Annotated in this window: 30 protein-coding genes; 25 read left to right on the forward strand and 5 right to left on the reverse strand. The window is 31.6% G+C overall.

The features are described from left to right. Positions 1 to 39: 39 nt before the first annotated feature. The 16 genes from MUA21_RS01670 (at position 40) to MUA21_RS01745 (ending at position 15,509) form a co-directional block, all read left to right on the forward strand. Positions 40 to 1,020: a ketoacyl-ACP synthase III gene (locus MUA21_RS01670; protein ID WP_070038945.1), complete on the forward strand. Its 981-nt coding sequence runs from the start codon at positions 40 to 42 to the stop codon at positions 1,018 to 1,020. 689 nt (positions 1,021 to 1,709) lie between these two features. Beyond that, positions 1,710 to 2,645: an aldo/keto reductase gene (locus MUA21_RS01675; protein ID WP_046207286.1), complete on the forward strand. Its 936-nt coding sequence runs from the start codon at positions 1,710 to 1,712 to the stop codon at positions 2,643 to 2,645. Between the two features lie 305 nt (positions 2,646 to 2,950). After that, positions 2,951 to 3,490, forward strand: a complete 540-nt coding sequence (locus MUA21_RS01680) for a flavodoxin family protein (protein ID WP_262561683.1) — start codon at positions 2,951 to 2,953, stop codon at positions 3,488 to 3,490. 133 nt (positions 3,491 to 3,623) lie between these two features. Beyond that, the gene (locus MUA21_RS01685; RefSeq protein ID WP_073343407.1) at positions 3,624 to 4,103 is read left to right on the forward strand and encodes a GNAT family N-acetyltransferase; all 480 of its coding nucleotides are present in this window, start codon (positions 3,624 to 3,626) and stop codon (positions 4,101 to 4,103) included. Positions 4,104 to 4,120: 17 nt separating this feature from the next. Further along, the gene (locus tag MUA21_RS01690; protein WP_262561684.1) at positions 4,121 to 5,437 is read left to right on the forward strand and encodes an HD domain-containing protein; all 1,317 of its coding nucleotides are present in this window, start codon (positions 4,121 to 4,123) and stop codon (positions 5,435 to 5,437) included. Positions 5,438 to 5,562: 125 nt separating this feature from the next. After that, on the forward strand, positions 5,563 to 6,075 hold the full coding sequence (locus MUA21_RS01695) for a YwhD family protein (protein WP_064209582.1): 513 nt from the start codon (positions 5,563 to 5,565) through the stop codon (positions 6,073 to 6,075). A 254-nt stretch (positions 6,076 to 6,329) separates the two neighbouring features. Next, positions 6,330 to 6,782 (forward strand): YwiB family protein, encoded by a 453-nt coding sequence (locus MUA21_RS01700; protein ID WP_438873795.1) that lies wholly within the window; start codon positions 6,330 to 6,332, stop codon positions 6,780 to 6,782. Further along, entirely contained in the window at positions 6,783 to 8,450 is a 1,668-nt protein-coding gene (argS, locus tag MUA21_RS01705) for an arginine--tRNA ligase (protein ID WP_262561686.1), read from the forward strand. 153 nt (positions 8,451 to 8,603) lie between these two features. Beyond that, a complete protein-coding gene (locus MUA21_RS01710) occupies positions 8,604 to 9,239 on the forward strand; it encodes an endonuclease III domain-containing protein (RefSeq protein ID WP_262561687.1) in 636 nt (211 codons plus the stop codon). A 76-nt stretch (positions 9,240 to 9,315) separates the two neighbouring features. Beyond that, positions 9,316 to 10,197, forward strand: a complete 882-nt coding sequence (locus tag MUA21_RS01715) for an ABC transporter substrate-binding protein (RefSeq protein WP_107525592.1) — start codon at positions 9,316 to 9,318, stop codon at positions 10,195 to 10,197. A gap of 228 nt (positions 10,198 to 10,425) precedes the next feature. After that, a complete protein-coding gene (locus MUA21_RS01720) occupies positions 10,426 to 11,376 on the forward strand; it encodes a FecCD family ABC transporter permease (RefSeq protein ID WP_070038959.1) in 951 nt (316 codons plus the stop codon). Between the two features lie 102 nt (positions 11,377 to 11,478). Beyond that, on the forward strand, positions 11,479 to 12,177 hold the full coding sequence (locus MUA21_RS01725; RefSeq protein ID WP_046207296.1) for an HAD family hydrolase: 699 nt from the start codon (positions 11,479 to 11,481) through the stop codon (positions 12,175 to 12,177). Between the two features lie 3 nt (positions 12,178 to 12,180). Continuing rightward, a complete protein-coding gene (locus MUA21_RS01730) occupies positions 12,181 to 12,978 on the forward strand; it encodes an alpha/beta fold hydrolase (RefSeq protein ID WP_262561688.1) in 798 nt (265 codons plus the stop codon). A 150-nt stretch (positions 12,979 to 13,128) separates the two neighbouring features. Then, positions 13,129 to 13,635, forward strand: a complete 507-nt coding sequence (locus MUA21_RS01735; RefSeq protein ID WP_046207298.1) for an SA0570 family protein — start codon at positions 13,129 to 13,131, stop codon at positions 13,633 to 13,635. A 139-nt stretch (positions 13,636 to 13,774) separates the two neighbouring features. Continuing rightward, complete coding sequence (locus MUA21_RS01740) at positions 13,775 to 14,485, forward strand: hypothetical protein (RefSeq protein ID WP_046207299.1); 711 nt, start codon at positions 13,775 to 13,777, stop codon at positions 14,483 to 14,485. Positions 14,486 to 14,705: 220 nt separating this feature from the next. After that, positions 14,706 to 15,509, forward strand: coding sequence for an alpha/beta fold hydrolase (locus MUA21_RS01745; RefSeq protein ID WP_046207300.1), 804 nt, complete (start codon positions 14,706 to 14,708; stop codon positions 15,507 to 15,509). Positions 15,510 to 15,724: 215 nt separating this feature from the next. Here MUA21_RS01745 and sarA read toward each other — a convergent pair whose 3' ends face one another. The 3 genes from sarA to MUA21_RS01760 form a co-directional block, all read right to left on the reverse strand. After that, positions 15,725 to 16,099 carry a global transcriptional regulator SarA gene (sarA, locus tag MUA21_RS01750; RefSeq protein WP_019468421.1) on the reverse strand — a complete coding sequence of 125 codons (375 nt, stop codon included), beginning with the start codon at positions 16,097 to 16,099 and terminating at the stop codon, positions 15,725 to 15,727. 362 nt (positions 16,100 to 16,461) lie between these two features. After that, complete coding sequence (locus MUA21_RS01755) at positions 16,462 to 17,385, reverse strand: efflux RND transporter periplasmic adaptor subunit (RefSeq protein WP_262561689.1); 924 nt, start codon at positions 17,383 to 17,385, stop codon at positions 16,462 to 16,464. A gap of 203 nt (positions 17,386 to 17,588) precedes the next feature. Further along, positions 17,589 to 18,518, reverse strand: a complete 930-nt coding sequence (locus MUA21_RS01760; protein WP_070657583.1) for a DMT family transporter — start codon at positions 18,516 to 18,518, stop codon at positions 17,589 to 17,591. Between the two features lie 252 nt (positions 18,519 to 18,770). Between MUA21_RS01760 and MUA21_RS01765 the strand changes: the two genes are divergently transcribed. Further along, positions 18,771 to 19,019 (forward strand): hypothetical protein, encoded by a 249-nt coding sequence (locus MUA21_RS01765; RefSeq protein ID WP_073343377.1) that lies wholly within the window; start codon positions 18,771 to 18,773, stop codon positions 19,017 to 19,019. Positions 19,020 to 19,210: 191 nt separating this feature from the next. On the opposite strand, the gene MUA21_RS01770 is transcribed toward MUA21_RS01765, so the two are convergent. Both MUA21_RS01770 and sroA read right to left on the reverse strand, forming a co-directional pair. Then, complete coding sequence (locus tag MUA21_RS01770) at positions 19,211 to 19,429, reverse strand: DUF2922 domain-containing protein (protein WP_070038966.1); 219 nt, start codon at positions 19,427 to 19,429, stop codon at positions 19,211 to 19,213. A 14-nt stretch (positions 19,430 to 19,443) separates the two neighbouring features. Continuing rightward, the gene (gene sroA, locus MUA21_RS01775; RefSeq protein ID WP_070038970.1) at positions 19,444 to 19,650 is read right to left on the reverse strand and encodes a sigS mRNA-stabilizing protein SroA; all 207 of its coding nucleotides are present in this window, start codon (positions 19,648 to 19,650) and stop codon (positions 19,444 to 19,446) included. A 146-nt stretch (positions 19,651 to 19,796) separates the two neighbouring features. On the opposite strand from sroA, the gene MUA21_RS01780 reads away from it, so the two are divergent. Genes MUA21_RS01780 through MUA21_RS01815 form a run of 8 tightly spaced genes read left to right on the forward strand, consistent with a single transcriptional unit; the run spans position 19,797 to position 26,221 of the window. After that, complete coding sequence (locus tag MUA21_RS01780) at positions 19,797 to 20,348, forward strand: tyrosine-type recombinase/integrase (protein ID WP_073343373.1); 552 nt, start codon at positions 19,797 to 19,799, stop codon at positions 20,346 to 20,348. 23 nt (positions 20,349 to 20,371) lie between these two features. Then, positions 20,372 to 22,768 (forward strand): DUF4040 family protein, encoded by a 2,397-nt coding sequence (locus tag MUA21_RS01785; RefSeq protein WP_262561690.1) that lies wholly within the window; start codon positions 20,372 to 20,374, stop codon positions 22,766 to 22,768. Beyond that, a complete protein-coding gene (mnhB2, locus tag MUA21_RS01790) occupies positions 22,755 to 23,180 on the forward strand; it encodes a Na+/H+ antiporter Mnh2 subunit B (protein ID WP_019468412.1) in 426 nt (141 codons plus the stop codon). Before MUA21_RS01785 ends, mnhB2 begins: the two co-directional genes overlap by 14 nt. Then, on the forward strand, positions 23,177 to 23,524 hold the full coding sequence (gene mnhC2 / locus MUA21_RS01795) for a Na+/H+ antiporter Mnh2 subunit C (protein ID WP_019468411.1): 348 nt from the start codon (positions 23,177 to 23,179) through the stop codon (positions 23,522 to 23,524). The genes mnhB2 and mnhC2 overlap by 4 nt, the downstream gene beginning before the upstream one ends. Beyond that, positions 23,514 to 25,016 (forward strand): Na+/H+ antiporter Mnh2 subunit D, encoded by a 1,503-nt coding sequence (mnhD2, locus tag MUA21_RS01800; protein WP_107525588.1) that lies wholly within the window; start codon positions 23,514 to 23,516, stop codon positions 25,014 to 25,016. The genes mnhC2 and mnhD2 overlap by 11 nt, the downstream gene beginning before the upstream one ends. Beyond that, positions 25,016 to 25,498, forward strand: a complete 483-nt coding sequence (gene mnhE2 / locus MUA21_RS01805; RefSeq protein WP_262561692.1) for a Na+/H+ antiporter Mnh2 subunit E — start codon at positions 25,016 to 25,018, stop codon at positions 25,496 to 25,498. Before mnhD2 ends, mnhE2 begins: the two co-directional genes overlap by 1 nt. Continuing rightward, complete coding sequence (mnhF2, locus tag MUA21_RS01810) at positions 25,495 to 25,797, forward strand: Na+/H+ antiporter Mnh2 subunit F (protein ID WP_046207309.1); 303 nt, start codon at positions 25,495 to 25,497, stop codon at positions 25,795 to 25,797. Before mnhE2 ends, mnhF2 begins: the two co-directional genes overlap by 4 nt. Further along, on the forward strand, positions 25,772 to 26,221 hold the full coding sequence (locus MUA21_RS01815) for a Na+/H+ antiporter subunit G (protein ID WP_046207310.1): 450 nt from the start codon (positions 25,772 to 25,774) through the stop codon (positions 26,219 to 26,221). The genes mnhF2 and MUA21_RS01815 overlap by 26 nt, the downstream gene beginning before the upstream one ends. Positions 26,222 to 26,274 lie beyond the last annotated feature (53 nt).

Below are 26,274 nucleotides of genomic sequence, written 5' to 3' on the forward strand. Positions count from 1 at the left end.
GAAATTTTAAAGTTATAGATTGATAAAAGGAGTTATGATATGAATTCATTTGCTAAAATTACTGCACAAGGTGCTTATGTACCGGAAAAAAGAATGGATAACCATGATTTCGAGAAGATTGTTGATACTTCTGATGAATGGATCCAACAAAGAACTGGGATTGTTGAAAGAAGAATTGTAGCTGAAGATGAATATACGAGTGATATCAGTTATAAAGCAGTGCTGGATTTGCAAGAGAAATATCAAGTGGAATTAAATGATGTTGATATGATTATCAATGCTACATTGACTCCAGATTATAAAACCCCAAGTGTCGCATCTTATGTGCAAGCGAAACTTGGATTGAAAAATGCAGGGGCCATTGATATTAATGCAGCTTGTGCAGGTTTTGCCTATGGTTTGAACATAGCTAATGGTCTGATTACATCTGGTCAAAATAAAAAAGTGCTAGTTATTGGCGCGGAAACACTATCACGAATTACAGATTACACAGACCGTAATACATGTATTTTGTTTGGTGATGGAGCAGGTGTATTTTTAGTAGAATACAGTGAAGATGAAACAAGCTTTATATCTAGTAGTTCTGGCTCGGACGGTGACAAAGGGCATCATTTATATTGTTCAGAACTTTCTCATACTATGTTTGGCGAAGATTTACAAAATCCTGGTTATATTGTTCAAAATGGTCGTGGCGTATATAAATGGGCTGTCGGTAATGTTCCGAATATTATTGACAATACGTTACGTAACACGAATTATAAAAAAGAAGATATAGATTGGTTTGCGCCACATAGTGCTAATGCCAGAATGATAGAATCAATATGTGAAAAGGCTAACCTCTCTAAAGATAAAGCGCTAATGAGTCTTAAATATTATGGTAATACGTCATCGGCTACGATTCCATTATCGATTGACTTAGCTGTCCAAGCGCATCAACTTAAAAAAGGGGACCTCATGCTATTAGTTGGGTTTGGTGGCGGCTTGTCATATGCGTCTACATTAATTAAATGGACACTTTAAAAATATATTTCAACAATTAAATAAAAATGATTCGTAAGTAGGGTGTATCACGCATTGCATCCTACTTTTTTATGTGTATGTCTCTGTAATTGATTTGTCCCAGTGCATTTATATTGTAGGTAGATGATTGAACCCAAGTAAATCGTTTTATGTTTTTCAAATCAAGTCATCTTTGCAAAGGTGGATGACGAAATAATTTTAATGAAATTAGAATTCTGTCCTACGTCCCATTATGTCTAAATTTTTGAAACGTAATTTTAAGCATTTTACTTCAAGGTCTCATCAAAAACATGCTAAATTTTGAGTAGTGGTAGAAAAGTTATTCATCAACTTAATATTGTTATGTCTCAACATTACGTGTTAAATCATATGTGTTCCGAACAAATTGTGCTAGCCATAGTTGAAACAATTGAATTACATGGCAATACTTTTTTAGAGAGACAAGATATTTAAAATAGCGATGATTACTAATGAAGTTAAGTAATTTTTGTTATGTGCATAAATACGATATGTATAACATATTATTAAACTGAGTGAAAAAGGGTAGAGATATATTATATAGTATTCAGCAGTTCATGCGTTTGTTGATGGCATTGTCAAAGTATCTTTCGTAATGAAGGGATACAAAACAATTTGAGCCAGAGATTCTATAAATATTTCAAAATTAATATATAAGGAGTTGGATTGTTTTGACGGAAAAAGTTCAATTAGGAAAATCAAATGTAACGGTATCACCGATTGCTTTAGGTACAAATGCTGTTGGTGGACATAATTTTTATAATGATCTAGACGAAGAAAAAGGTAAAGAAACGGTTCGCACTGCTGTTAGAAATGGTATTACATTGTTAGATACAGCCTATATTTATGGTCCAGAACGTTCGGAAGAATTAGTAGGAGAAGCGGTTAAAGAATTTGCTAGAGACGAGTTTGCAATTGCCACAAAGGGTGCGCATTATTTTGATGAAGATGGTAATGTGAAAATGTCTAATGATCCAGCATTTCTTAAAGATCAAGTAGAAAAAAGCTTAAAACGTCTTCAAGTAGATTATATTGATTTGTATTATATTCATTTTCCAGATGATACTACGCCTAAAGATCAAGCAGTTGCTGCATTAAAAGATTTAAAAGATGAAGGTAAGATTAAAGCGATAGGAGTTTCTAATTTTACATTAGATCAACTAAAAGAAGCGAATAAAGACGGCTATGTTGATGTTGTGCAAATGGAATACAATTTATTAAATCGCGAAAATGAAGATGTATTTGAATATACAAAAGAAAATCAAATTACATTTATTCCATATTTCCCTTTAGTTTCAGGTCTTTTAGCTGGCAAATACACTGAAAATACAAAATTTGATGATATTCGTGCTAAGAATCCAGAATTCCAAGGTGAAAAATTCAAAGAAAATTTAGAGAAAATTGATGAGTTGAGAGGTATTGCAGATAATCATAATGTAGATGTTGCACATATTGTGCTTGCATTCTATTTAACTCAACCTTCATTGGATGTCGTGATTCCAGGCGCAAAGCAACCACATCAAGTCGTGGACAATTTAACAACTTTAGAGGTTAATTTAACTCAAGAAGAGATTGAAAAAATAAATCAACTATTTCCTAGAAAATAATAAATAAGTGAGTGGACTTATGTATAAGTTTTAGCTCAGGCATCACTGTGTACTTTTATTCATTCTAGTTATTATTTCCAGGTTGAGATGACGAAATTTTTAAAAGAAAATTAAGTTTCTATCCTATGCACATTTTATAAAGTTTTTAAATTTTAGTTGAAATATATAAATATATATAAATTTTCCTGCAAATCATTTAATGCTATAATATACTATTGTAAACGCATGTTATATTTATGAACTTTTGTGTAAAATTATTAAGATATCTCTAATGGAATATTTTAATATATGAAAAGGAGATTATTATGATTACAGTTTTGTTCGGGGGCAGTCGTCCGGAGGGAAACACTGCTCGATTGACTAAAATGGCCTTATCAGGACATGACTACAAATGGTTTGATTTAACTCAGTACCAATTGCATCCAGTGAGAGATGTGAGACATGATGGGACAAAGATTGATACTTATGAAGATGATTATAAAAAAATAATAGATCAAGTGTTAGCCAGTGATACAATTGTTTTTGCATCACCCGTGTATTGGTATAGTATATCAGCCTCTTTGAAAGCATTCATTGATCATTGGTCTGAAACTTTAATGGATCCTAATTATAAGGATTTTAAGGCAAAAATGGCTAAAAAAGATTTTAGACTCATTATTGTCGGCGGAGATTTTCCAAAAGTAAAAGCGAAGCCATGTATCACTCAAATCAAGTATAGCTTAGAGTTTTTAGGTGCTAAGCTATCTGGTTATATTATTGGAACTGCTGAAAAACCAGGAGATATTGATAAAGATTCGTATGCATTAAACCGCGCACGAGAATGGCAAGATACATTAAATAAGTAATATATATAGAGATAGTTTGGGCAATGTTATCTATTGTCCAAGCTATTTTCATATGAATAGATTAAGTATTTTGAACACTAAAATTATGTTATAATATGAGTATTATTACCTACTATAAATAGGGGGAACCAACATGCACAAAGTTAGGAAAGCAGCGCCAGAAGATGTTGTAGGCATCAGAGATGTAGCAACAAAAGCTTGGTATAATACTTATTTAAATATCTATGCAGCTAAAACTGTAAATGAATTATTGGCTGCTTCATATAATGAACAACATTTACTTAAAAGGTTAGAAGAACAATTATTTTTAGTCATCGAAGAAGATGATCAAATCATTGGTTTTGCTAACTTTATATATGGCACTGAATTATTCTTATCAGCCCATTACGTGAGACCTTCGTGGCAACATCATGGGTATGGTTCTGATTTACTGAAAGAAGGCTTGGCATATTTCCAAGACGAATATGATGAAGTATTTTTAGAAGTGGATAATAAGAATGATGAAGCGGTAGCTTTTTATGAACAAAAAGGGTTTGAGCGTGTGCGCTCGTATATGCACGTGATGTATGGGGAAGAAATGGATTTAGCATTGATGCGTAAAACTTTATCATAGGTGCACATTAACAAGGTATGAATAGGAGGACGACATTGACTTTTACAACTTATGCTACACAAAAGTTACCTGAAGAAAAAGTATTTAAAGACCCCATTCATAGATATATTCATGTAAGAGACCAAGTGGTTTGGGATTTGATTAAAACGAAAGAATTTCAACGGTTACGACGTATAAAGCAATTGGGTACATTATACTTATCATTTCATACCGCTGAACACAGTAGATTTGGACATTCATTAGGTGTATATGAGATTGTTCGAAGATTAATTGATGATTCGTTTGACGGTCGTGAAGCATGGAATAATGATGATCGTCCACTTGCACTATGTGCCGCATTATTACACGACTTAGGTCATGGACCATTTTCACATAGCTTCGAGAAGATTTTTAATACAGATCATGAACAATTTACGCAAAAAATTATTACTGGCCCGACAGAAGTAAATCGTGTATTACGACGTGTTTCTGAAGATTTTCCACAGCAAGTAGCTGATGTTATTAATAAAACACATGAAAATAAATTGGTCATCTCTATGATTTCTTCACAAATAGATGCTGATAGAATGGATTACTTGCAACGTGATGCATATTTTACGGGTGTTACGTATGGGCAATTTGATATGGAACGTATTTTGAGATTGATGCGACCTTCAAAAGATGAAGTACTTATTAAAGAAAGTGGTATGCATGCAGTAGAAAACTTCATTATGAGCCGTTACCAAATGTATTGGCAAGTTTACTTCCATCCAGTTAGTCGAGGTGGAGAAGTGTTGCTTAATAATTGTTTGAAACGAGCAAAGCAACTTTATAATGAAGGGTACACTTTTAAAAAATATCCTGCCGATTTTATACCGTTCTTTGAAGAATCTATGACGATTGAACAGTATGTAGATTTAGATGAAGCGGTTGTAGTTTATTACTTAAAAGCATGGATTAATGAAGATGACGCTATATTAAGTGATTTATCTCGTAGATTTATTAATCGGGATTTGTTTAAATATATGCCATTTGATGGTTCTATTATTACAATTACAGAATTAACAGATTTGTTTATACAGGCAGGTATAGATCCGAATTATTACTTTGTAAGTGAATCCTTTTCTGATTTACCTTATGATTATGACCGTCCAGGATCAGACAGACAGCCGATTCATTTGTTGAGACGTAATGGTAAAATAAGAGAAATTAGTAGTCAATCCTTAGTTATTCATAGTATAACAGGCATTAATAGACAAGATTATAAATTATATTATCCAAAAGAATTTATTTCTGATATAGAAGATGACCAAGTTAGAAATGCAATTAATAGTATATTAGATGAATTAAATTAAGCACTTAAAAATTGATAATTTTATCACTTTGTTAAATATGGCAAAATTTTAATATAGACAACTTATGTAGGATTGTAATTTAACAATTGCAGCACTACTTGTTTTAATAATGGAGGTGGAAGCTGATGGCTGAAAATAAGGGATTTAAATTCAATATTATTAAAAATGATCCGTTGGATGGTCACAAAGGTACCAATATTGGTTCTATAAGTTTAGATAACGTAGCACCAGTGTTTATCGATGTTGCAAACGAAGAGGCATTTATTGATATTGCAGGCATGCATGCGCGTTCTAGTGTTGAAAAAGGTGTCAAATGGATTAAAGATAAGGCGGCCGTTGAAGGTGAAGAGGCGAAAGAATATTGGTTGTGTTGGGTTACAACAGAACGTGGTGAAAATGGTCCCTACTATGCCGGACTAACAGCATGCTATTTATTAGTAAATAGAAGTATTCGTAGAGGTTACAAAAGTATGCCTGAACATGTCAATATGATGGACAAATCAATGAAACATAATATTGAAATCGATCAAATAGGTGACCAAAATAAAAAAATATTAGCAGCGTTTCTTAAATCGCATGATATAGATATGTGGAATAACTCTGATGCTTCATTGCATGAAGCTTTAGAGACAGTTTAATATCATTAGTTTTTAAGAGTTCAACGATATTAAACGAAGAACATCGGTATTTAAATGCATGTAACGTGTGCATTGAGATATTTGTATCATTTGAAAAGAGTAGAAATACGAAATCAGATTTTGATTTTGTTTTTTCTACTTTTTTTATGTGTGATTTTTGAATATTGTGAAGGTGTTGTAAACGAACTTTGAAAATGTAGATTATGAATTTAAATTAATTTAGCAACTGTTTTGCATATTTCAAGTATGCTATAATGGTTTGTATTATTTTAAAGATTAGGGTGAAACTTACATTGGAGAACAATGTTGAAATCCAAACGAAACAAGTGGTTAAACAATTCGATAATAAGGAAAAATTCTCATTGTCTACTACAGGATCTTGGCAAAAACGTAAAGCCGATTTTATTCGTTATCAAGAAAAGATAGACGGAGCAATCGTTAATGTGACAGTTAAAATTGAAACTTCAGGAGTAAAGATTATCCGCAATGGTGATATTAAGTTAAACCTTCATTTTGTAGAAGGTGAGGAAACGATTACTTTGTATGAAATTAGTGGCGGTCGCATACCATTGACCGTTCATACACATTCTATTTTACATTTTGTAAATGATAATGGTGGAAAATTGAAAGTGCATTATGATTTAATTCAAGATGAAGAGAAGATGGGATCTTATCAATATGAAATTACTTACAAGGAGATGCCGTAAATGAACATAATCGAACAAGTCAAACAAAAGTTGGTTGAAGAAATTAAGAAAAGTATTCAACAAGCACAACTTGCCGACGTGAATGAAATACCTGAAATTAAAATCGAAATACCAAAAGATAATAAAAATGGTGACTATTCAACAAATATAGCAATGGTCTTAACAAAAATAGCGAAACGTAATCCACGCGAAATCGCAACAGCAATTGTTGAAAATTTGGATACAACGGCTGCACAAGTTGAAAAAGTTGATATCGCAGGACCTGGTTTTATCAATTTTTATTTAGATAGTGCTTATTTGACTGCGATTATTACTGAAGCAATCAATAATGGTGATCAATTTGGTCATAAAAAAGTTAAAAATAGTGAAAATATTTTATTAGAATATGTATCGGCTAATCCTACAGGTGATTTACATATAGGTCATGCCCGTAATGCCGCAGTTGGCGATACGTTGGCCAATATATTAGAAGCGGCTGGTTATAATGTCACAAGAGAATATTATATTAATGATGCTGGTAATCAAATTACCAATTTAGCTCGTTCAATAGAAGCACGTTATTTTGAAGCGCTTGGTGATGATTCTTTTGAAATGCCAGAAGGTGGCTATCACGGAAAAGATATCATCAATATTGGTAAAGATTTGGCAGAGAAACAACCGGAAATAAAGGATTTAGACGAAGAAGCACGTATTAAAACATTCAGACAACTTGGCGTCGATTACGAAATGCAAAAACTAAGAAAAGACTTAGCTGATTTTAATACACATTATGATAATTGGTTTAGCGAAACAACGCTTTATGAATCTGGTGAAATCAAACAAGTACTTAATAAAATGACTGAACTTGGTTACACTTATGAAGAAGATGGTGCAACATGGTTACGTACAACCGATTTCTCGGATGACAAAGATCGTGTATTGATTAAAAAAGATGGTAATTATACTTACTTTTTACCAGATATTGCATACCATTTTGATAAAATTGAACGTGGTAACGATATATTAATAAACTTATTTGGTGCAGATCACCATGGCTATATACAGCGTTTGAAAGCATCAATGGAAACATTTGGTGTTGATAGCGAGCGTCTTGAAATTCAAATTATGCAAATGGTCCGCTTAATGCAGGACGGTCAAGAAGTGAAAATGAGTAAACGTACTGGAAATGCAATTACTTTACGTGAAATTATGGATGAAGTAGGCGTGGATGCCGCGAGATATTTCTTAACGATGCGCAGTCCTGATACGCATTTTGATTTTGATATGGAATTAGCAAAGCAAGAATCACAAGATAATCCGGTATATTATGCACAATATGCACATGCACGTATTTGTTCAATTTTAAAACAAGCTAAAGAAAAAGGTATTGAACCTTCAACTGACGCAGACTATTCGTTTATCACAAACGATAAAGCGATTGAGCTTATGAAAAAAATTGCTGAATTTGAACCAACAATTGAAAGTGCCGCAACACACAGAGCACCACATAGAATTACAAACTATATTCAAGATTTGGCAGCACATTTCCATAAGTTTTACAATGATGAAAAAGTTTTAACAGATGATTTAGAAAAAACAAAAGCGTTGATTGCATTAATTGATGCAGTGAGAATTACATTACATAATGCATTAAACCTTGTTGGCGTAACAGCGCCAGAGTCAATGTAATTATTATGTAATTAAAGTAGTCCTTTATTTAAGAGCAAGTTTAGGTTTGTTAATCATAGTTTGATGCATTTCCGTCAGTACTATCACCAAACCTTACTTGCTCTTTTTTGATATTGGTTACTTCATCGTGATCACTGGGAGGGTAATGCTAACATGTTAGATATTCAGTCGCTATATAAATTATTATCTTCACATATGGGGTCACAACATTGGTGGCCTGCTGAGTCTAAAATCGAAGTGATATTAGGAGCGATTTTAGTACAAAATACCAATTGGAGAAATGCTGCTTATGCGCTTGAACAATTAAAGGTGAAGACTAAATTTGATCCAGAGCAGATACTAAATTTGAATTTGGAATCTTTGCAAATGATTATAAAATCAAGCGGATTTTATAAAAATAAAGCTAAAACGATTTTGAATATACTTGCCTGGTTGAAACGTTTTGATTTTGATTATCAAGCTGTAAGATCATATTATCAACTTCAATTGCGTAATGCTTTATTAGAAATCAAAGGTATTGGCAGTGAAACGGCAGATGTGTGTTTAGTTTATGTTTTTGAAGAAGTTGTCTTTATTCCAGATAGTTATACTAGAAGAATTTTTAAAAAACTAGGCTATACCAACACAGAAAGTTATGAGAAATTGAAGCGACATATTGAACTTCCTGAAACATTTACTAATGCAGATGCTAATGAATTTCATGCGTTATTAGATAATTTTGGGAAAAATTACTTTAATGAAAAAAATGAAAACAAGTATACATTTTTAGATCCTTATTTTGAAAATTAAATTTCATAAAATAGACTTAACGATTGAGATGAGAGTTTGGTAATATAGAATAAAATAATTATTAGGAGATTAAGGTATGAAGAAATGGAATAAATTATTATGTTTGTTACTTGTTTTTGTAGTAGTCTTAACTGCTTGTGGTACGAAGTCAGACCAAAAGCATGATGAAGGGCAATCTGAGGGTCACACTTATAAACGTATTATTTCTCTAATGCCTAGTAATACGGAAATTTTATATGAACTCGGTTTGGGTGACGATGTGATAGGCGTATCAACTGTAGATGATTATCCTAAAGAAGTAAAAGATAAGAAACAATTTGATGCGATGAAACTTAATAAAGAATCATTGATGAAAGCCAAACCAGATTTAATATTGGCACATGAATCTCAAAAAGCGACGAATGATAAAGTACTTAAAGGATTAAAAGATAGTGGTGTGAAAGTCGTTTATGTGAAAGATGCACAATCTATTGATGAAATGTATGAATCATTTATGCAAATTGGTAAGGTAACGCATAAAGAAAAAGCAGCCAAAAAACTTGTTAAAGAAACAAAACAAAATATCGAAAACGTAAAAAAATCAGTGCCTAATGATGTAAAAGGGCAAAAGGTTTTCATGGAAATTTCATCTGAACCAGAAATATACACTGCAGGTAAAGAAACATTCTTTGATGATATGCTGACACAATTAAAAGCAGAAAACAGTTTTTCCAATTTAAAAGGTTGGCAAAAGGTGAGTAAAGAAGACATCATTAAGCGAAATCCAGATTTGATGATATCAACAATGGGTATTTCATCATCTGAATATCAAAAAATGATTAACAAACGTGGTGGTTTTAATCAAATTAAAGCGGTACAGCACAATAAAGTTAAAGCTGTTAATGGTGATGAAATATCAAGACCAGGTCCACGTATAGATGATGGATTGAAAAAATTGAAAGAAGCTATTTATGAATAGTAATTTTCTCAAACACAAAGATAGATTAGCCTAGGAACTAAATAGCTTTCGCTAACAAATAAACGTCAATTGCTATAGAAATGATATAGAATTGACGTTTTCTTTATGAATTTCTTATCATGTGATATTTACTTTTAGCATAAAAATATATACCATTTTAATAACGAACAATAAATATTTTTATCATTCAATATAACTGAACGATTTTATTGAAAGCGTGGCAAAGACATGAAATATAATAAAGCACTTATTATTTGTATCGTACTACTCATTATCAGTATGCTACTAAGCATGCTTTGGAATATCGGTAATATTAATGAAGCATTGTCACAATCTATATTATTTCAAGTTAGAGTGCCTAGAACACTTCAAGCATTATTAGCAGGTATTGGTTTAACATTAGCAGGTCATATGTTTCAGACGCTATTAAATAACCCATTAGCCGACAGCTTTACATTAGGTTTAGCAAGTGGGGCAACTTTTGGTTCTGGTATAGCTGTAGTATTAGGGTTATCGTTTTTATGGTTACCAGTTTTTTCTGTTATTTTTAGTGTTATAACATTAATTACAGTGATCTCACTTACTACTGCTATGTCTAAAGGCTATCCGATAAGGACACTCATCTTATCCGGTATTATGATAGGTGCATTGTTTAATGCATTTCTTTATGTATTGATTATTTTTAATCAACAGAAGATGAATAATATTGTGAATTATATGTTTGGCGGTTTCTCATCTGCAGAGTATAACGAGGTAATATATATAGGTATTACGTTATTCATCGGTATTATTGTATTATGTAGTTTAATACCAAAAATTAAGATATTACAGCTAGGCCATTTGAAAGGAACATCTTTAGGTTTAAATGTACAATCATTAACATATTGCGTGTTATTAATTGCTTCATTGATTACTGCAGTAATTGTCGCATATGTAGGCATCATTGGTTTTATAGGTATGATTATTCCACAGCTTGTACGACGTCAGGGCCAGCAGTTCAACCTTGGACAACAAATGGTACTAAATATGTTTATAGGTGGTATAGTGATGGTAATGTCGGATTGGTTAGGAAGTATATTGTTAAGCCCATTTGAAATTCCTGCTAGTATTATTTTAGCATTATTAGGCATACCAGTACTATTTTACATCATGATCACTCAGCCACGGAGCATAGAATAAACTTAAGGATTACTATCGTCTCGAGATGGTTTATACGATATAATGATATTTATTAATTAAGGTTAAGTAAAAGGTAAACCTAAGATTGAAGAGGTTATGATTATGGATTTAACTCAGGTAAAAGCGATTGTATTTGATTTAGAAGGGACATTATTAGACAGAAAGAAATCTCGAGAAAAATTTATAGAAGAGCAGTTTGAAAGGTTTCATGACTATTTTGTACGCATACAATTGGAAGACTTCAAACGTAAATTTATAGCACTAGATGATGATGAAGATCACGATAAACCTGAATTATATAAGGCGCTCATTAAAGATTTTCATGTAGATCGACTAACTTGGAAAGATTTGTTTAGTGATTTTGAAATGCATTTTTACAGATATGTATTTCCATATTATGATACACAGTATACTTTAGAAAAATTAACAGAGAATGGTTATTTGACTGGTGTGATTGCAAATGGTAAGTCAAAAATCAAACAATTTCGTCTGCACGCTTTAGGTATCGAAGATAGTATCAATTATTTATCTACATCTGAAACTGTAGGTTACCGCAAGCCCCATCCTAAAATTTTTGAAGATATGTTGTCGCAATTAGGTACCAAACCTGAAGAAACAATATATGTTGGTGATGATCCACTCAATGATGTAGCACCTGCAAGGGCCATGGGTATGATTAGTGTTTGGTTTAATGAAGATAATGAAAATGATCTAACACCTTTACCAGAAGAAGTAGATTTTACGATTAAAACTACGGAAGAATTACTTTCCATTTTATCAATTAATAAGAAAGGGAGATAAATGATGAACCTATTTACAACAAGTGATGGTGTTGCTTTAAATTACAAGACGAGTGGTGAAGGTAAAGCAATAGTCATGATTCATACTGCTTTTGATAACTTTTCAGTATTTAATGATTTAGAAACTAAATTTAATAAAGCATATCAGGTAGTGCTCATTGATCTAAGAGGACATGGCTATTCTGACAAACCGAATGACATCAAATTTAGAATATATGCGAAAGATATTAAGGAATTATTAGATTATTTATATATTAATGAATGCTCTATCATAGCTCACGAATTAGGTGGTTCTATTGCCGCATTATTTGCTACACAATACCCAGAATTAGTGTCATCATTAACGATGGTGAATCCTACACTATTGAATGACATCACGCCTGAAGAGCGATTATATAGAAAGTATTCAGATAAAATTAGAAATTGGGATGATGAGACACAACAAAAATTCCTGGATAAACAATTATATTATTCCAAAAGAAAAGCTAAAAAATTCTTAAAGCAAATTGAAAATACGAACAACATGTCTACGAAAGCAGAAATAGAAGCGGTAAAACAATCATTTATTGACAATAATGTCATGCATTATTTAAAAGCTTTAGATTTACCTACATTAATTATTGTTGGACAGCATGGAGAAAGAACTACAGTATTCGAAGCAAAAGAAGTTGCGGATTATATCGGAAATACCCAATTTGAAGTTTTTGAAGAATCAGGATTATATCCATTCGTAGAAGAAAAAGATAAATTTATCAATGAAGTAAGAAAGTTTATAGAACAACATCTTCAATTAGCATCTTAAATTATTCAGCTTTGATAGATGCCTAGAAAAGATTACAGCAATACACTTTTTTGTAATCTTTTTGTAACATCACTGTTATTTTAGTAATATTTATAGTACAATGTGAATAAGCACAATGAAGGTAAGTTAAATATAAAGGAGAGAGTGCTTATGAAAAAATTATGTGCAGCAGTTTTAGTTACAGGTTTGGCATTTTCTGGTATTTCGGCAGGAAATGTTGAAGCAGCATCAGGGAACTCTATCCAAAGTGTTAATGAATTGCAACATGGAGATCGATCATTAGAAGGTGCAAAATTAGGAAGTTCTATTCAATCAGTATTAAAAAATAATAAAAAACCAATTTATTCATATAAACCTGATGGCACAGAACATTATTATGAATTTAAAAAAGATAATGGTGTGCTAGTGGTAACTGCAGATGGTAAGAAAAATAATGGTAAAATCACACGTGTATCAATGAGTTACAACGATACAAATGGACCATCATATAAAGAAGTGAAAAATGCTGTAAGCAACCAAGCAGTTGCACGTGAACATTATAATAAAGTAACAGGCAACTTTGGATATGTTCAAGATAATCAAGTATCTTATCAATTTAGTTCGCCATCACCTAATGATAAAAATATTAAACTTTATCGAATTGATATTAGTAAATAATCTTCACTTGTAATTATTAAAATGAATCAAAACCGACAAGTTTAAAGCTATATACTTGTCGGTTATTTTATTGTTACAATAAGCGAAAGTCTAATTTTATTAATGAATAAAGCACTTATTTAACAAAAAGGAGCCTATCATGAGAGTTAATGACAAAGTATTAATAGAAAATATCAATGATTATTTCACTCATAAAGGTCTTTCTCCCAATCTTATCGATGATATTAAAGGAAAATTAAAAAAAGAGTTAAAGAAATCAGAAGCACAAGATTTGGATTATATCGAATACAGAAAGAAATCACCAGCTGAAATAATTTTAACGATTCAACGCAATTTATTTACTTTACAATTAAACCCAATTGTATTTTTTATTATCAATTTTATTTTATTATCCTATCTATATGATAAACAGTATGTACCGTTCCAAGCAGCGACTGGATTATCAATTTTTTATTGTTTAATTATTTTACCGATTTCAATCTTCATTTATTTGAGAATTGATTGGAAAAATTATCTCTATAGTAATAAATTTGAAAGAGTGATAGGGCTGAGTGTTGCAGCAGCAGCGCTTATCTTAGTATTTGCACACGCTTTTGGGTTTAATTTAGGCATTGTCGCTGTATCATTATATGCACATCAATTTATCTTTTTTGTAGGTATCATATTTAGTATTTCTGGCATCTATTTTAAAAGATTAGAGTTTACTGGTATTGGGTTGTTGTTTTGTCAAAAAACAATAGATGCGATGATTAGTAATCCTGTGATTACACAAATTGCGTCTATTGTCATTTGGGTATTGTTATTAATTGTTATCATTTATTACACAATTAGAATATCTTCCAGAAATTAAAGTTACTTTATGGGTTTCTGATATTATTGTGTAATCAGTTGTATATACTCAACTTGCATTTAATGTGTCAAAAACATTAATTGTGAGTTGAGTATTTTTTAGTTTTAAAAGGCGAGATTATAAGGTCAGAGTGAAGCTAAAGATTGCCGTTAAATATTTGAAATTGAGCATATGCGTTATAAAACGAGGGTATATAAATCATATAAGGAGGTGGCCCACAATGGAAAAAGTACAGATTAGTTGTAACACTGAATTGGCATACATCCGTGAGGGTCTAGGCTTTCCTGTAATTTTAATTCATGGTTTAGATGGTAATCTAGCTTCCCTATGTACTTTGAAAGATGAATTAAAAGAAAATTATGATGTTATTACTTATGATGTTAGAGGACATGGTAAATCATCAAAATCGAATGCATATCATTTAAAAGACCACGTAGAAGATTTGAAATTATTAATGAAACAGCTAAATATTGAAAAAGCCCATTTAGTAGGTCATGATATGGGTGGACTGATTGCTAAACATTTTGTCGATAAATATGAATCCAAGGTTGAATCATTAACGTTAATTGCATGTAATCTTATTGATAGTGTATTAGAGTTAAATAAATTAATGATTGAACATGAAGATGAAATAGAAGGCTTTGATAAATCTGAATCTTTAATCTTATTATTACCTTATATGTATAAAGATCAAGAAAAAGCTAAAAAATGGTTTCAGTCCCAGTTGATTTATAATAGACAGTCAGCTGAAGAAAGTGCAGTAGCAACAAGAGCATTAATGGAATTCCCTGTATTTAATCAAAATATTGTACTTGAACAAACCAATATTCCCACATTAATTGTAAATGGAATTTATGATCCATTGATCACTCAAGAAATGAAACGCAAATACGATCAAGTGTTTCACAATTTAGAAATGGTTGAATTTAACCAGTCAGGACATGCACCTCATATAGAAGAACCCATTCACTTTCTAGAGGTATTTTTAGCGTTTGTAAAAACAAATGAATATTCAGAACGCTGATATTGATGAAGCAATGCGATGTTTATTTTTTGATTTCAAACAATAAATATTTAGCGTTAAAAAGTCTAATACATTCAATAACATAAAAGTGCACAAATCAGGTAGGATGAAACATTAAAAATTTTTCAAAACATATATAAAACCACTTCACTGAATTCGTTCAGCGAAGTGGTTTTTGGTGTTGATAGGTATGATATGTGGGAAGCTAAAGTTAGTTATACTTCTTTTTCGTCATTTGCTTCTTGAATACGCTTATTAACACGTGATAATAATTCATTGATTTTTTTGCGTTGTTTAGAATCAACTAATATTAAAACTGTTCTTTCATCATGTTCATTACGTTTCTTATCAAAATAATCTTCTTGAGATAAATTTTTAACTGCTTTAACAACTTGAGGTTGTTTATAATTTAAGTGGTTAATAATATCTTTTAGATAATATTCTTCACTTTCGTGTTCACTAATATATGTTAATACAGCGAATTCTTCGAAACTTACTGAAAACTCTTTTTTGATAATACTTTTTAATTTATCAGCGTACGTTACCATTGCTAATAGTTCAAAACAATCGTTAATTTTGGTGATAGCCATTCTTAATTCCTCCCTAATTTATATGCCCAATCTAATATACATATTAAAAATGTTTTTGTATAATAATTTGTCTTAATTCAAAGTTGAATACAAAGTTTTTGTCATAATTTACAGCTCTAATATATTTGGATAAAATATATTAAAACTAGCATTATTTAGTTTATTATAACTAAATTAAAATAGCAAGTAAACAAAAAACTGATTAAACGGTACGGTAATGTTTAAATTTATTAATTCAATTATTTAAATACCAATCATTTAATTATAATAATTGCTATACATTTACAATTTACCACTATTTGATAAAAACTGTAAAAAACAAATTATATTTTAAAGATTTAATGTGTTTATACTGTGTACATCTAATTTTTGGGCCGCACAGTATCAACATTTTTAGCTATGATATCTCCAGGTTTTAAACCTTCAATGATAAGCGTAGTTTTTTTATTACCCGATTTTTCTGATTTAATAACTCTTTTAATAAATTTTTTATTGTTTAGTAAATAAACAAATTGTCCATTACCTATTGCAGTACGTGGTATTTCTATCTGTGTAGTTGATTTTTCGATTTTTACATGTTTACCAAAAAACTGGTCAGAATTTGGTGAAATTTCAAGCGAATATTTAGATGGTTTAGATAAATTCTTTTGATTGATTGGAAGTTTAGCAATATGTGTAATTGTACCAAAACTATTATTTGTAAAATCACTTGTTATCTTTACTTTGTCTTTGATATGTAAGACATTTTTTTCTGTCTCAGAAATTTCTGCTCTTATGACAGGCTTAGGATCATAGATTTGAATAAAGGGAAGATTTTGTGTAAACATGCGCGATGGATTTATAATAATGGTGCCAGAAATCGGCGAAAAAATTGTAGTGCGCAATTTAGATTGTAAGTGGGCAATTTCAGTTTTTAAGTTAATAAGTTCTGTTGAAGTAGGTTTACTCGTCTTAGTGAGTTGAGCTAATAGTTTTTGTTTTTGTGTGATGAGTTGTTCAATGTGAGGGTTATAATACTCAAAAAGTGGTTGGTTTTGCACTACTTTTGATTCGGTTTTCACGAACCAGTCGTGGACGGTACCTTGAGAAGGATTATAATTGATTGATACTAACTGAGAAGGTTCTTGTCTTCCGATAAGAAGTGGTGGTTTTTTATAAGTCACTTTTATTGTTTCAATTTGTTTTTCAAAGTTACTACTTTGTGATTTTAAATAAAACCATAGGGACAGGGCGATTGTGCTAAAAAGGGTTAATAATGTGGCTAATATGATAAAGATACGTTTCAAAGATTGGTCACCTCTAGATGTATTATTGTACTGATTATACTGCGTTTATAATGATTGCGCCACAGAAAAAAGAGGCTACAACAAATTAATTGTTTTAGCCTCTCATTATTAAGTTCACCGAACCATTGCTATTATTGCAGGTAGCACGACATAATCATTTTAAACTAAAATAACTACTATCCTTCATCTTAAGCTGTTATGACTTAAAATAATCTTAAAAGTACTATGCCAATCATCATGGCGATGATTCCTACGACTTTTCGTTTCGTAATTTTATTCACATATGTGCCTAATAATCCAAAGTGATCAATAATTATGCCCATTAACATCTGACCTAACATCACAATAATTGTTGTTAAGGCAGCACCGAGATGTGGCATCAATATAATATTAGTAGTGACAAAAATCACACCAAGAACACCACCAATGAAATAAATAGGTTTTAATTTACCTTTGTGTTGATTGTACGCCGTCATTTTAAGCGTTCTATTAAAGACCAAAGTCAAAATGAATAATGTTATGGTACCAATCGCAAATGAAATTAAAGATGCTAAAATCGATGAATGTAACTGTTGACCTAATGCGCTGTTAATTGCGGTCTGTATTGGTGGACAAAAACCGAATATGAAACCGATAATCAACCAAATGTATATTTGCGTATTCATGTTTTTATCTTTCGGGTTGCTACGTACATAATTCATAAGTATAATTCCGAGCATTAAAAAGAGAATGCCAAGTACTTTAAAAATAGTAAAAGGTTCAACATCTGCGCCAAACCAACCAAAAGTATCAATTGTAACGCCCATAATAATTTGACCAGCAACTGTCATTACGACGGTTAAAGAGGCACCTAATCTTGGCAACAATAATAAATTTCCTGTAAGAAAAATAACGCCTAATATACCGCCGACAAACCATATATAACTCAATGACTGATCAGTGTAAAAGTCAGTAGTAAAGACATGTGGATTGGTTACTAAATTGATTAAGATTAAAAAGATGGTTCCAGTAGCAAAAGAAATTGTAGATGCATAGAATGAAGATTTCGTATAAAGACTTAATCTTGAATTAATCGAAGTTTGAAAAGGAACAACCATCCCAGCTACAATTCCCACTAAATATAAAAAAATCATTAAATCACGCTTTCTCTTAAGATAATTATATTATATAGGAAAGGTGTGGATTTTCCTATGCTCATTTCTATTTATCGAAGAGAAGAAAAGTATAAAATAATGTACACAATTAATGAAATATAATAAAATGCTTATGTTGATGTTATAATAAAAAGAAAATTATTAAATTGAAATTAAACATCAAGACCTATAAAAATTAGTAAGATGAATTTTTGATGGTTTAAAAATATATAGAAGTGGTGACAATTTACATTGAAACAACTTTCAATCATACGCTTATTAGATGAAGAGACTTTTTTTATAGGTGCGGGAAGTAATGAAGGTATTCAAAAAGAACAATTTATTGAAGTATTAAATCCTAGAAAATCATATAAAAATCTTGCTCAAGTGACAGAAGTTTTTGGTCAGTACGCAATGTGTAAAAAATTAGGGAAAAGTAAAATTTTTTTCGGTGATACTGTTAGGCTAAGACCGCTTAGAAACAAAAGGAATCATCGATAATATAGTATATGTGGCAAACAGCGAATACAATTTGATTCGTTGTTTTGTCACTTTTTTTATTTAAAACAAACGAGCAGCCTCATGTATAGATACATAGGGCTGCTGTTATTGCTTGTGTAATTTGCTTTCATCAACTTTTTGTGACTATTCTACTTCACTAGAAAATTGTATATGTTTCAAAAATAATTGATTTAGTTTTCAAAAATTAATTTTGTAGATTTATCTATGATTTGTGCAGCGCGTACTGTTGTAGGGATTCCCGCCTTGGGGCGTAAGATATCTAGAGCAATTAATTTATTCATCCCATCTTTAACCGTACTTTCATTGATGAAATGCTCTATTTTGGGTAATTGTAATTTAATGTCTTTGTTAACAGCATCATTGAATATAAGTTCTAACGTTTGACTCATAGTGTTTAACCTCCTTAATTAACTGTTTCAGTTTTGATGATTTCTACTGTTTCAAATTTTTCGCCAGTGATTTGTTCGATAATAGATTTAAAACTTTTAATTTGTTCAGTTGTTGCTTGCGTATTCAGATTTGCGAAGTGACGTTTAAACTGTGTGGCTTTTCCATCTTTGTCATATGTTAGACGCGACATAGTGACGGCTAAGTGACTGATTTGATTCATTTGTCCAACCTCCTTTCACTATATATATCGTTGTTTAAGTTTAAATAGGTTAAAAAAATTTGAAAAAATTAGACAAAATACTTTCATGTGACAAAAACATGCTATATCATTAAATATGCAACATTAATTAATTCAGAGGTGAATTTATGAATCAAGTAGATCCTATTAGGAATACTAGTGAGATAAAAGCGATGTATGAGGTTTTAAAAGCCAAATCCATGCGTGATTATCTATTGTTTAAGTTTGCAATACATACTGGTGTGAAACTTTCCTCATTATTAAATTTAAATGTAAGTGATGTAAAAATAGAGGACGATGATATCAAACACTATTGGGTAGAGATGCATGCACCTAAAATTCAAATTAGGTTACCAGAAACTTTGAGAAATGAATTAATGACATATATATCAGAACAACAATTGAAGAATGATGAGTTATTATTTCAGTCTAATAGGACATTGAAAGGTCTATCTCGACAGCAAGCTTATCGTATTATTCATCTTGCTGCAGAAGATTTAGGGATGTTACATATTGGTTTGACGACGTTGCGTAAAACATTTGCATATCATGCTTATCAATCGGGTATTTCAATATCGATTATTCAAAAGTACTTAGGACATCAAACAACTTTTGAAACGATGAAGTTTATAGGTATTTCTACAAAAGCTAGCAAAACAACGATTGCTTTAAATTTGTAAATTATAGTTAAAGGGGGTATAGGATGAGTTTAGTTTATTTAATGAGTGCTATTGTTTTAATTATGATGGTACTTTTGCTCACAATGACGAAACGAAGTTTTCATAAATTTGCTGGGCCTATCGCTTTAATAGCTCCGATCATTTCTTCTGTTTACTTCCTATGGCAAGTGCCACAAGTAATGAAAGGGCAATTTGTAGCAATTAAAATCCCTTGGCTTACATTATTGGATATTAATATAGATTTTAGATTAGATGGATTAAGTTTATTTTTTAGTTTGTTAATATCACTCATTGGTCTAGCAGTATTTTATTATGCTACACAATACTTATCAAAAGAACATGATCATTTACCACGTTTTTATATATATATCTTGTTATTTATGTTCAGCATGCTGGGTATTGTTACAGCAAATAATACAATTTTGATGTATGTATTTTGGGAATTGACGAGTGTATCATCTTTCTTACTCATTGCCTATTGGTACGGGAAAGGTGCAAGTCAATTTGGCGCTATCCAATCATTTATGATTACAGTTTTTGGTGGTCTTGCACTATTAACAGGTTTTATCATGATTTATATTGTTACGGGTACAAATTCTATTACATCGATAATCGCACAAAGTGATAAAATAGCGGATAGTCAGTTGTTTATACCGATTATTATCTTGTTGCTTTTAGGTGCATTTACGAAATCAGCACAATTCCCTTTCCATATTTGGTTGCCAAAAGCTATGGAAGCACCGACACCCGTGAGTGCTTATCTACACTCTGCCACAATGGTAAAAGCAGGTATATTTTTACTATTTAGATTCACACCTGTTTTAGGGCTAAGTGACTTTTATATTTATTGTGTTACTTTTGTTGGTTTGATAACGATGATTTTTGGGGCAGTTAATGCTACGCGACAATATGATTTAAAAGGTATTTTAGCTTATTCTACAATCAGTCAACTAGGTATGATTGTTTCTATGGTCGGTCTCGGTGGTGGCTTTGCACAACATACGACAGGTGAACTGTCTAAAGTATATAGCCTTATTCTCTTCGCTGGACTTTTCCATTTAATGAATCACGCATTATTCAAAGGTGCCTTGTTTATGGGTGTCGGCATCATTGATCATGAAACTGGTACAAGGGATATACGTCGATTATCTGGATTAAGAAAAGTACTGCCAATTACGCATGTAGTTATGTTACTTTCAGCTTTATCTATGGCTGGTATTCCATTTCTTAATGGTTTTTTAAGTAAAGAAATGTTTTTTGATGGTTTAGTAAGTTCATATCAATTACCACAATTTAATATCATTTTAACAATTATTATTGCAGTAATAGGCGTGGTTGCTAGTATTTTCACGCTCATTTATGCAGTTTACATGATTAAGGAAGCTTTTTGGGGAGACATTAAACATAATGATTCTCCAGTACAAAATCCTCATGAACCATTTCTATTTACGCTACCTTCTGCAATTATGATGATTTTGTTGCCGATAGTGTTTTTTGTGCCAAATTTATTTGGACATCATATTATTTTACCGGCATTACGAAGTATCACAATTGGAGAAAAAGTAGATGCTATTGCACCGCATATTTCACAATGGCACGGATTTAATTTACCGCTATTGTTAAGTTTTATTGTTATTGTTGTAGGTTTTATAGCGGCGCTTAAAATTGATTGGAAAAAACAATCTGAAAAAATTAGAGTCAAATCTATAACAGATGTGTATTTAGACTCATATAAGCAATTTGAAAATTATTCAGGGTACAGTATTCGTACATTGATGAATAACCGTTTGAATCATTATATTATATTAACGTTAGCTGTTTTCATTATAGTTGTTGTTTATGGCATCATCCAAGCTGGTTTTCCTGACGTTAAACAGATACATGTCAGTGAATTCGGGCCGTTAGAAATCATCACGTTAATTGTTGTTTTTATTTTAGGTATTGCTTTAACGTTTATTCGTCAACGTTTAACGATGGTAATATTAAACGGTATTATTGGTTATTGTGTAACGATATTCTTCATTTTAATGAAAGCACCAGACTTAGCATTGACACAATTAGTGGTAGAAACAATAACTACAATATTGTTTATTGTTAGTTTTTCACGCTTACCAAACGTACCACGCTCAAAAGTTCATAAGAAACGAGAAGCTGTTAAAATTATCGTTTCATTGATGATGGCAGTTACTGTAGTCACGCTTGTCTTCATTGCACAACAGGGTGAAACGATGCCAACGATTTCAACTTTTTATCATGATGCATATAAACTGGCAGGCGGTAAAAATATTGTAAATGCGATTCTTGGTGATTTTCGTGCTATGGATACTTTATTTGAAGGTATGGTATTAATCATCGCTGGATTGGGTATCTATACATTACTTAACTTTAAGGAACGGAGGGGTCAAGATGAAAGAGAATGATGTAGTCTTACGAACAATTACTAAAATTGTTGTATTTATATTGTTAACGTTCGGGTTCTACTTATTTTTAGCAGGACATAATAATCCTGGTGGTGGATTTATCGGTGGACTTGTATTCAGTTCTGCATTTTTACTTATGTTCTTGGCCTTCGACGTTAAACAAGTATTAGTCGCCTTACCACTTGATTTTAGGATATTAATGATTATCGGTTCATTAGTATCATTTGCTACTGCTGTGATACCAATGTTTTTTGGTAAACCGTTCCTTTACCAAACCGATGCATATGTCCAATTGCCGATATTAGGTGAAGTACATTTAACGACTGTGACACTTTTTGAAGCGGGTATTGTATTAGCGGTCGTAGGCGTTGTTGTAACAGTGATGCTATCCATAAGTGGTGGTCGCTCATGAATTTGATATTGTTAATGGTGATTGGCTTTTTAATATTTATAGGAACGTATATGATATTATCAGTCAATTTAATCCGTATCGTCATAGGTATTTCAATTTATACACACGCAGGAAATTTAATTATCATGAGCATGGGACGCTATGGTAAGAATATGGTAGAACCGCTTATTGGTGAAGGGAGTAAAAACTTCGTAGATCCGTTATTGCAAGCTATTGTATTGACTGCTATTGTGATAGGTTTTGCTATGACTGCATTTTTACTTGTACTCGTATATAGAACGTATCGAGTAACTAAAGAAGATGAAATTGATGTGTTAAGAGGTGATGACGATAATGATGAGTAATTTGTTAATTCTGCCATTACTTCTTCCAGCAATTTGTGCACTTGTACTCGTATTTATCCGTACACATAGCAGATTATCAAGAATTTTTTCAATCGGCACAATGTCTATTACGACAATCATATCTTTATTGTTGTTGATTTACGTTATGCAACATAAGCCAATTGCTTTAGATTTTGGTGGTTGGAAAGCGCCTTATGGTATTCAATTTGTTGGTGACTCATTGAGTTTACTCATGGTCACGACATCTAGTTTTGTCGTTACGTTAATTATGGCGTATGGTTTTGGTAGCAGAGAAAAAAGAGCAATTCGCTATTACTTACCGAGTTTTATTCTGTTTTTAACAGTAGGCGTTATTGGTTCATTTTTAACTGCAGATTTATTTAATATATATGTTATGTTTGAAGTAATGTTGCTCGCGTCGTTTGTGTTAATTACGTTAGGACAATCAGTAGAACAATTACGTGCAGCGATTATTTACGTTGTACTTAATATTTTAGGTTCTTGGTTATTATTATTAGGTATCGGCTTACTATATAAACTTACTGGCACCTTAAACTTTGCTTTAGTAGCGCAAAGATTAACTGAGATGCAGGGTGAAAGTTCAGTAGTAATTATTTCAATGGTATTTTTAATTGCATTTGGTGCAAAAGCTGCGCTTGTATTATTCATGTGGCTTCCAAAAGCATATGCTGTTTTAAATACTGAATTAGCAGCATTATTTGCGGCATTAATGACAAAAGTCGGCGCTTATGCCTTGATTCGTTTTTTCACATTGTTATTTGATGATTATAGTGGTATTACACATCCACTATTGGTTGTCTTGTCTTGTATCACGATGTTGATTGGCGCATTTGGTGTCTTAGCTTATCGAGATATTAAAAAAATTGCGGCATATCAAGTGATTCTTTCTATAGGTTTTATTATTTTAGGTCTAGGTTCAAATACAATTTCAGGTGTCAATGGTGCTATTTTTTATCTTACAAATGACATTGTTGTGAAAACTTTACTATTCTTTATTATTGGTAGCTTAGTATATATTACTGGTTATCGACAATATAAAAATTTATATGGTTTAGCTAAAAAAGAACCATTCTTCGGTGTGGCATTTGTGGTAATGATTTTGGCCATTGGCGGTGTTCCTCCATTTAGCGGTTTCCCAGGAAAAGTGTTTATTTTTAAAGGTGCTGTTGAAAATGGTAATTATATAGGCTTAACTTTGATGATTTTAACTAGCCTGATTGGTATGTTTAGCTTGTTTAGAATTTTCTTCACAATGTATTTAGGTAATGCTGATAAAGGTGAACATATAGACTTCAAACCAATTCCTAAATATCGTAAAGGTTTGATTGGTATCCTTGTAGCCGCAATTATTGGTATGGGGCTGGCAGCTCCACTGATTTTCAAAGTAACTGACAATGCTACCCATTTAAACATGGATGATGGATTATATGAAAAAATGGTCAATCCTCATTTAGTGAAGGAGGAGAAATAATGAGACAAGTCTTACTTAATATGGTCATTGCATTTTTATGGGTGTTATTTCAAGATGAAGAATCATTTAAAGCTTCTACCTTCTTCTCAGGTCATCTTATTGGTTTAGTCGTTATTTATATCCTACATCGTTTTTTTGGCCAACAATTTTATTTGAAAAAGGTTTGGGTAGCATTTAAATTTTTAACGGTATACTTATATCAGTTAATTACATCAAGTATGACAACAATCAACTACATTTTATTTAAAACGAAAGACTTAAATCCTGGTTTAGTTAGGTATGAAACGACTTTAGAAACTGATTGGGAAGTTTCATTTTTGACTATTCTAATTATCATTACACCGGGTTCAACGGTTATTAGAATTTCAAAAGAGAGAAAAAAGATTTTTATACATGCAATTGATATCTCTGAAAAAGAAAAACAGAAACTGCTTAAAAGTATAAGACAATATGAAGGACTCATATTGGAGGTGGCAGAATGATCGAATCACTGATAAATTTCTTTATTACAAGTTCAATTATTTTATTTGGGATAGCACTTATCTTAACGTTGTTTCGGTTAGTAAAAGGACCGACGACAGCTGATAGGGTGGTTGCATTTGATACTGCTAGTGCTATATTAATGTCAACTGTCGGTGTGTTAAGTGTTGTCTTTGGTACCTTTTCTTTCTTAGATTCTATCTTATTGATTGCGATCATTTCGTTTGTAAGCACCGTTTCTATTTCAAGATTTATAGAAGGGGGGCATGTCTTTAATGCAAATAACAAGCGAAATCGTTAATTTAATTGCAGCTTTTATGATGTTTTTGGGTAGTATTATCGCTTTAATTAGTGCGATCGGTCTGATTAAGTTCCAAGATGTCTTTTTAAGAAGTCATGCCTCTACGAAAAGTTCAACATTATCAGTATTGTTAACACTTGTAGGTGTTGTCATTTATTTTATTTCTTCACAAGGTTATTTAAGTGTTCGGATGATTTTGGCATTGGTATTTATCAATTTAACATCTCCAGTAGGTGGACACTTGATATCAAGAGCGGCATACCGAACGGGCGCTTATATGTACAGGAAAAGTGATGCACCTAAACAAACAAGTATCTTATTAAGCGCTTCAGAAAATGATACATTTGAACAATTGAAAAAGCGTGCTCAAATACGGGAAGAGCGTAGACGTAAAATGAATGAAAAAGATCAGGATATGTATTAAATTAAATAAATCAGTTATTTAAGCATCTATTTATTTGCTTGAAAATAACTTAT

This window comes from Staphylococcus ureilyticus (assembly GCF_025558845.1).
GTDB classification, from domain to species: Bacteria; Bacillota; Bacilli; order Staphylococcales; family Staphylococcaceae; genus Staphylococcus; species Staphylococcus ureilyticus.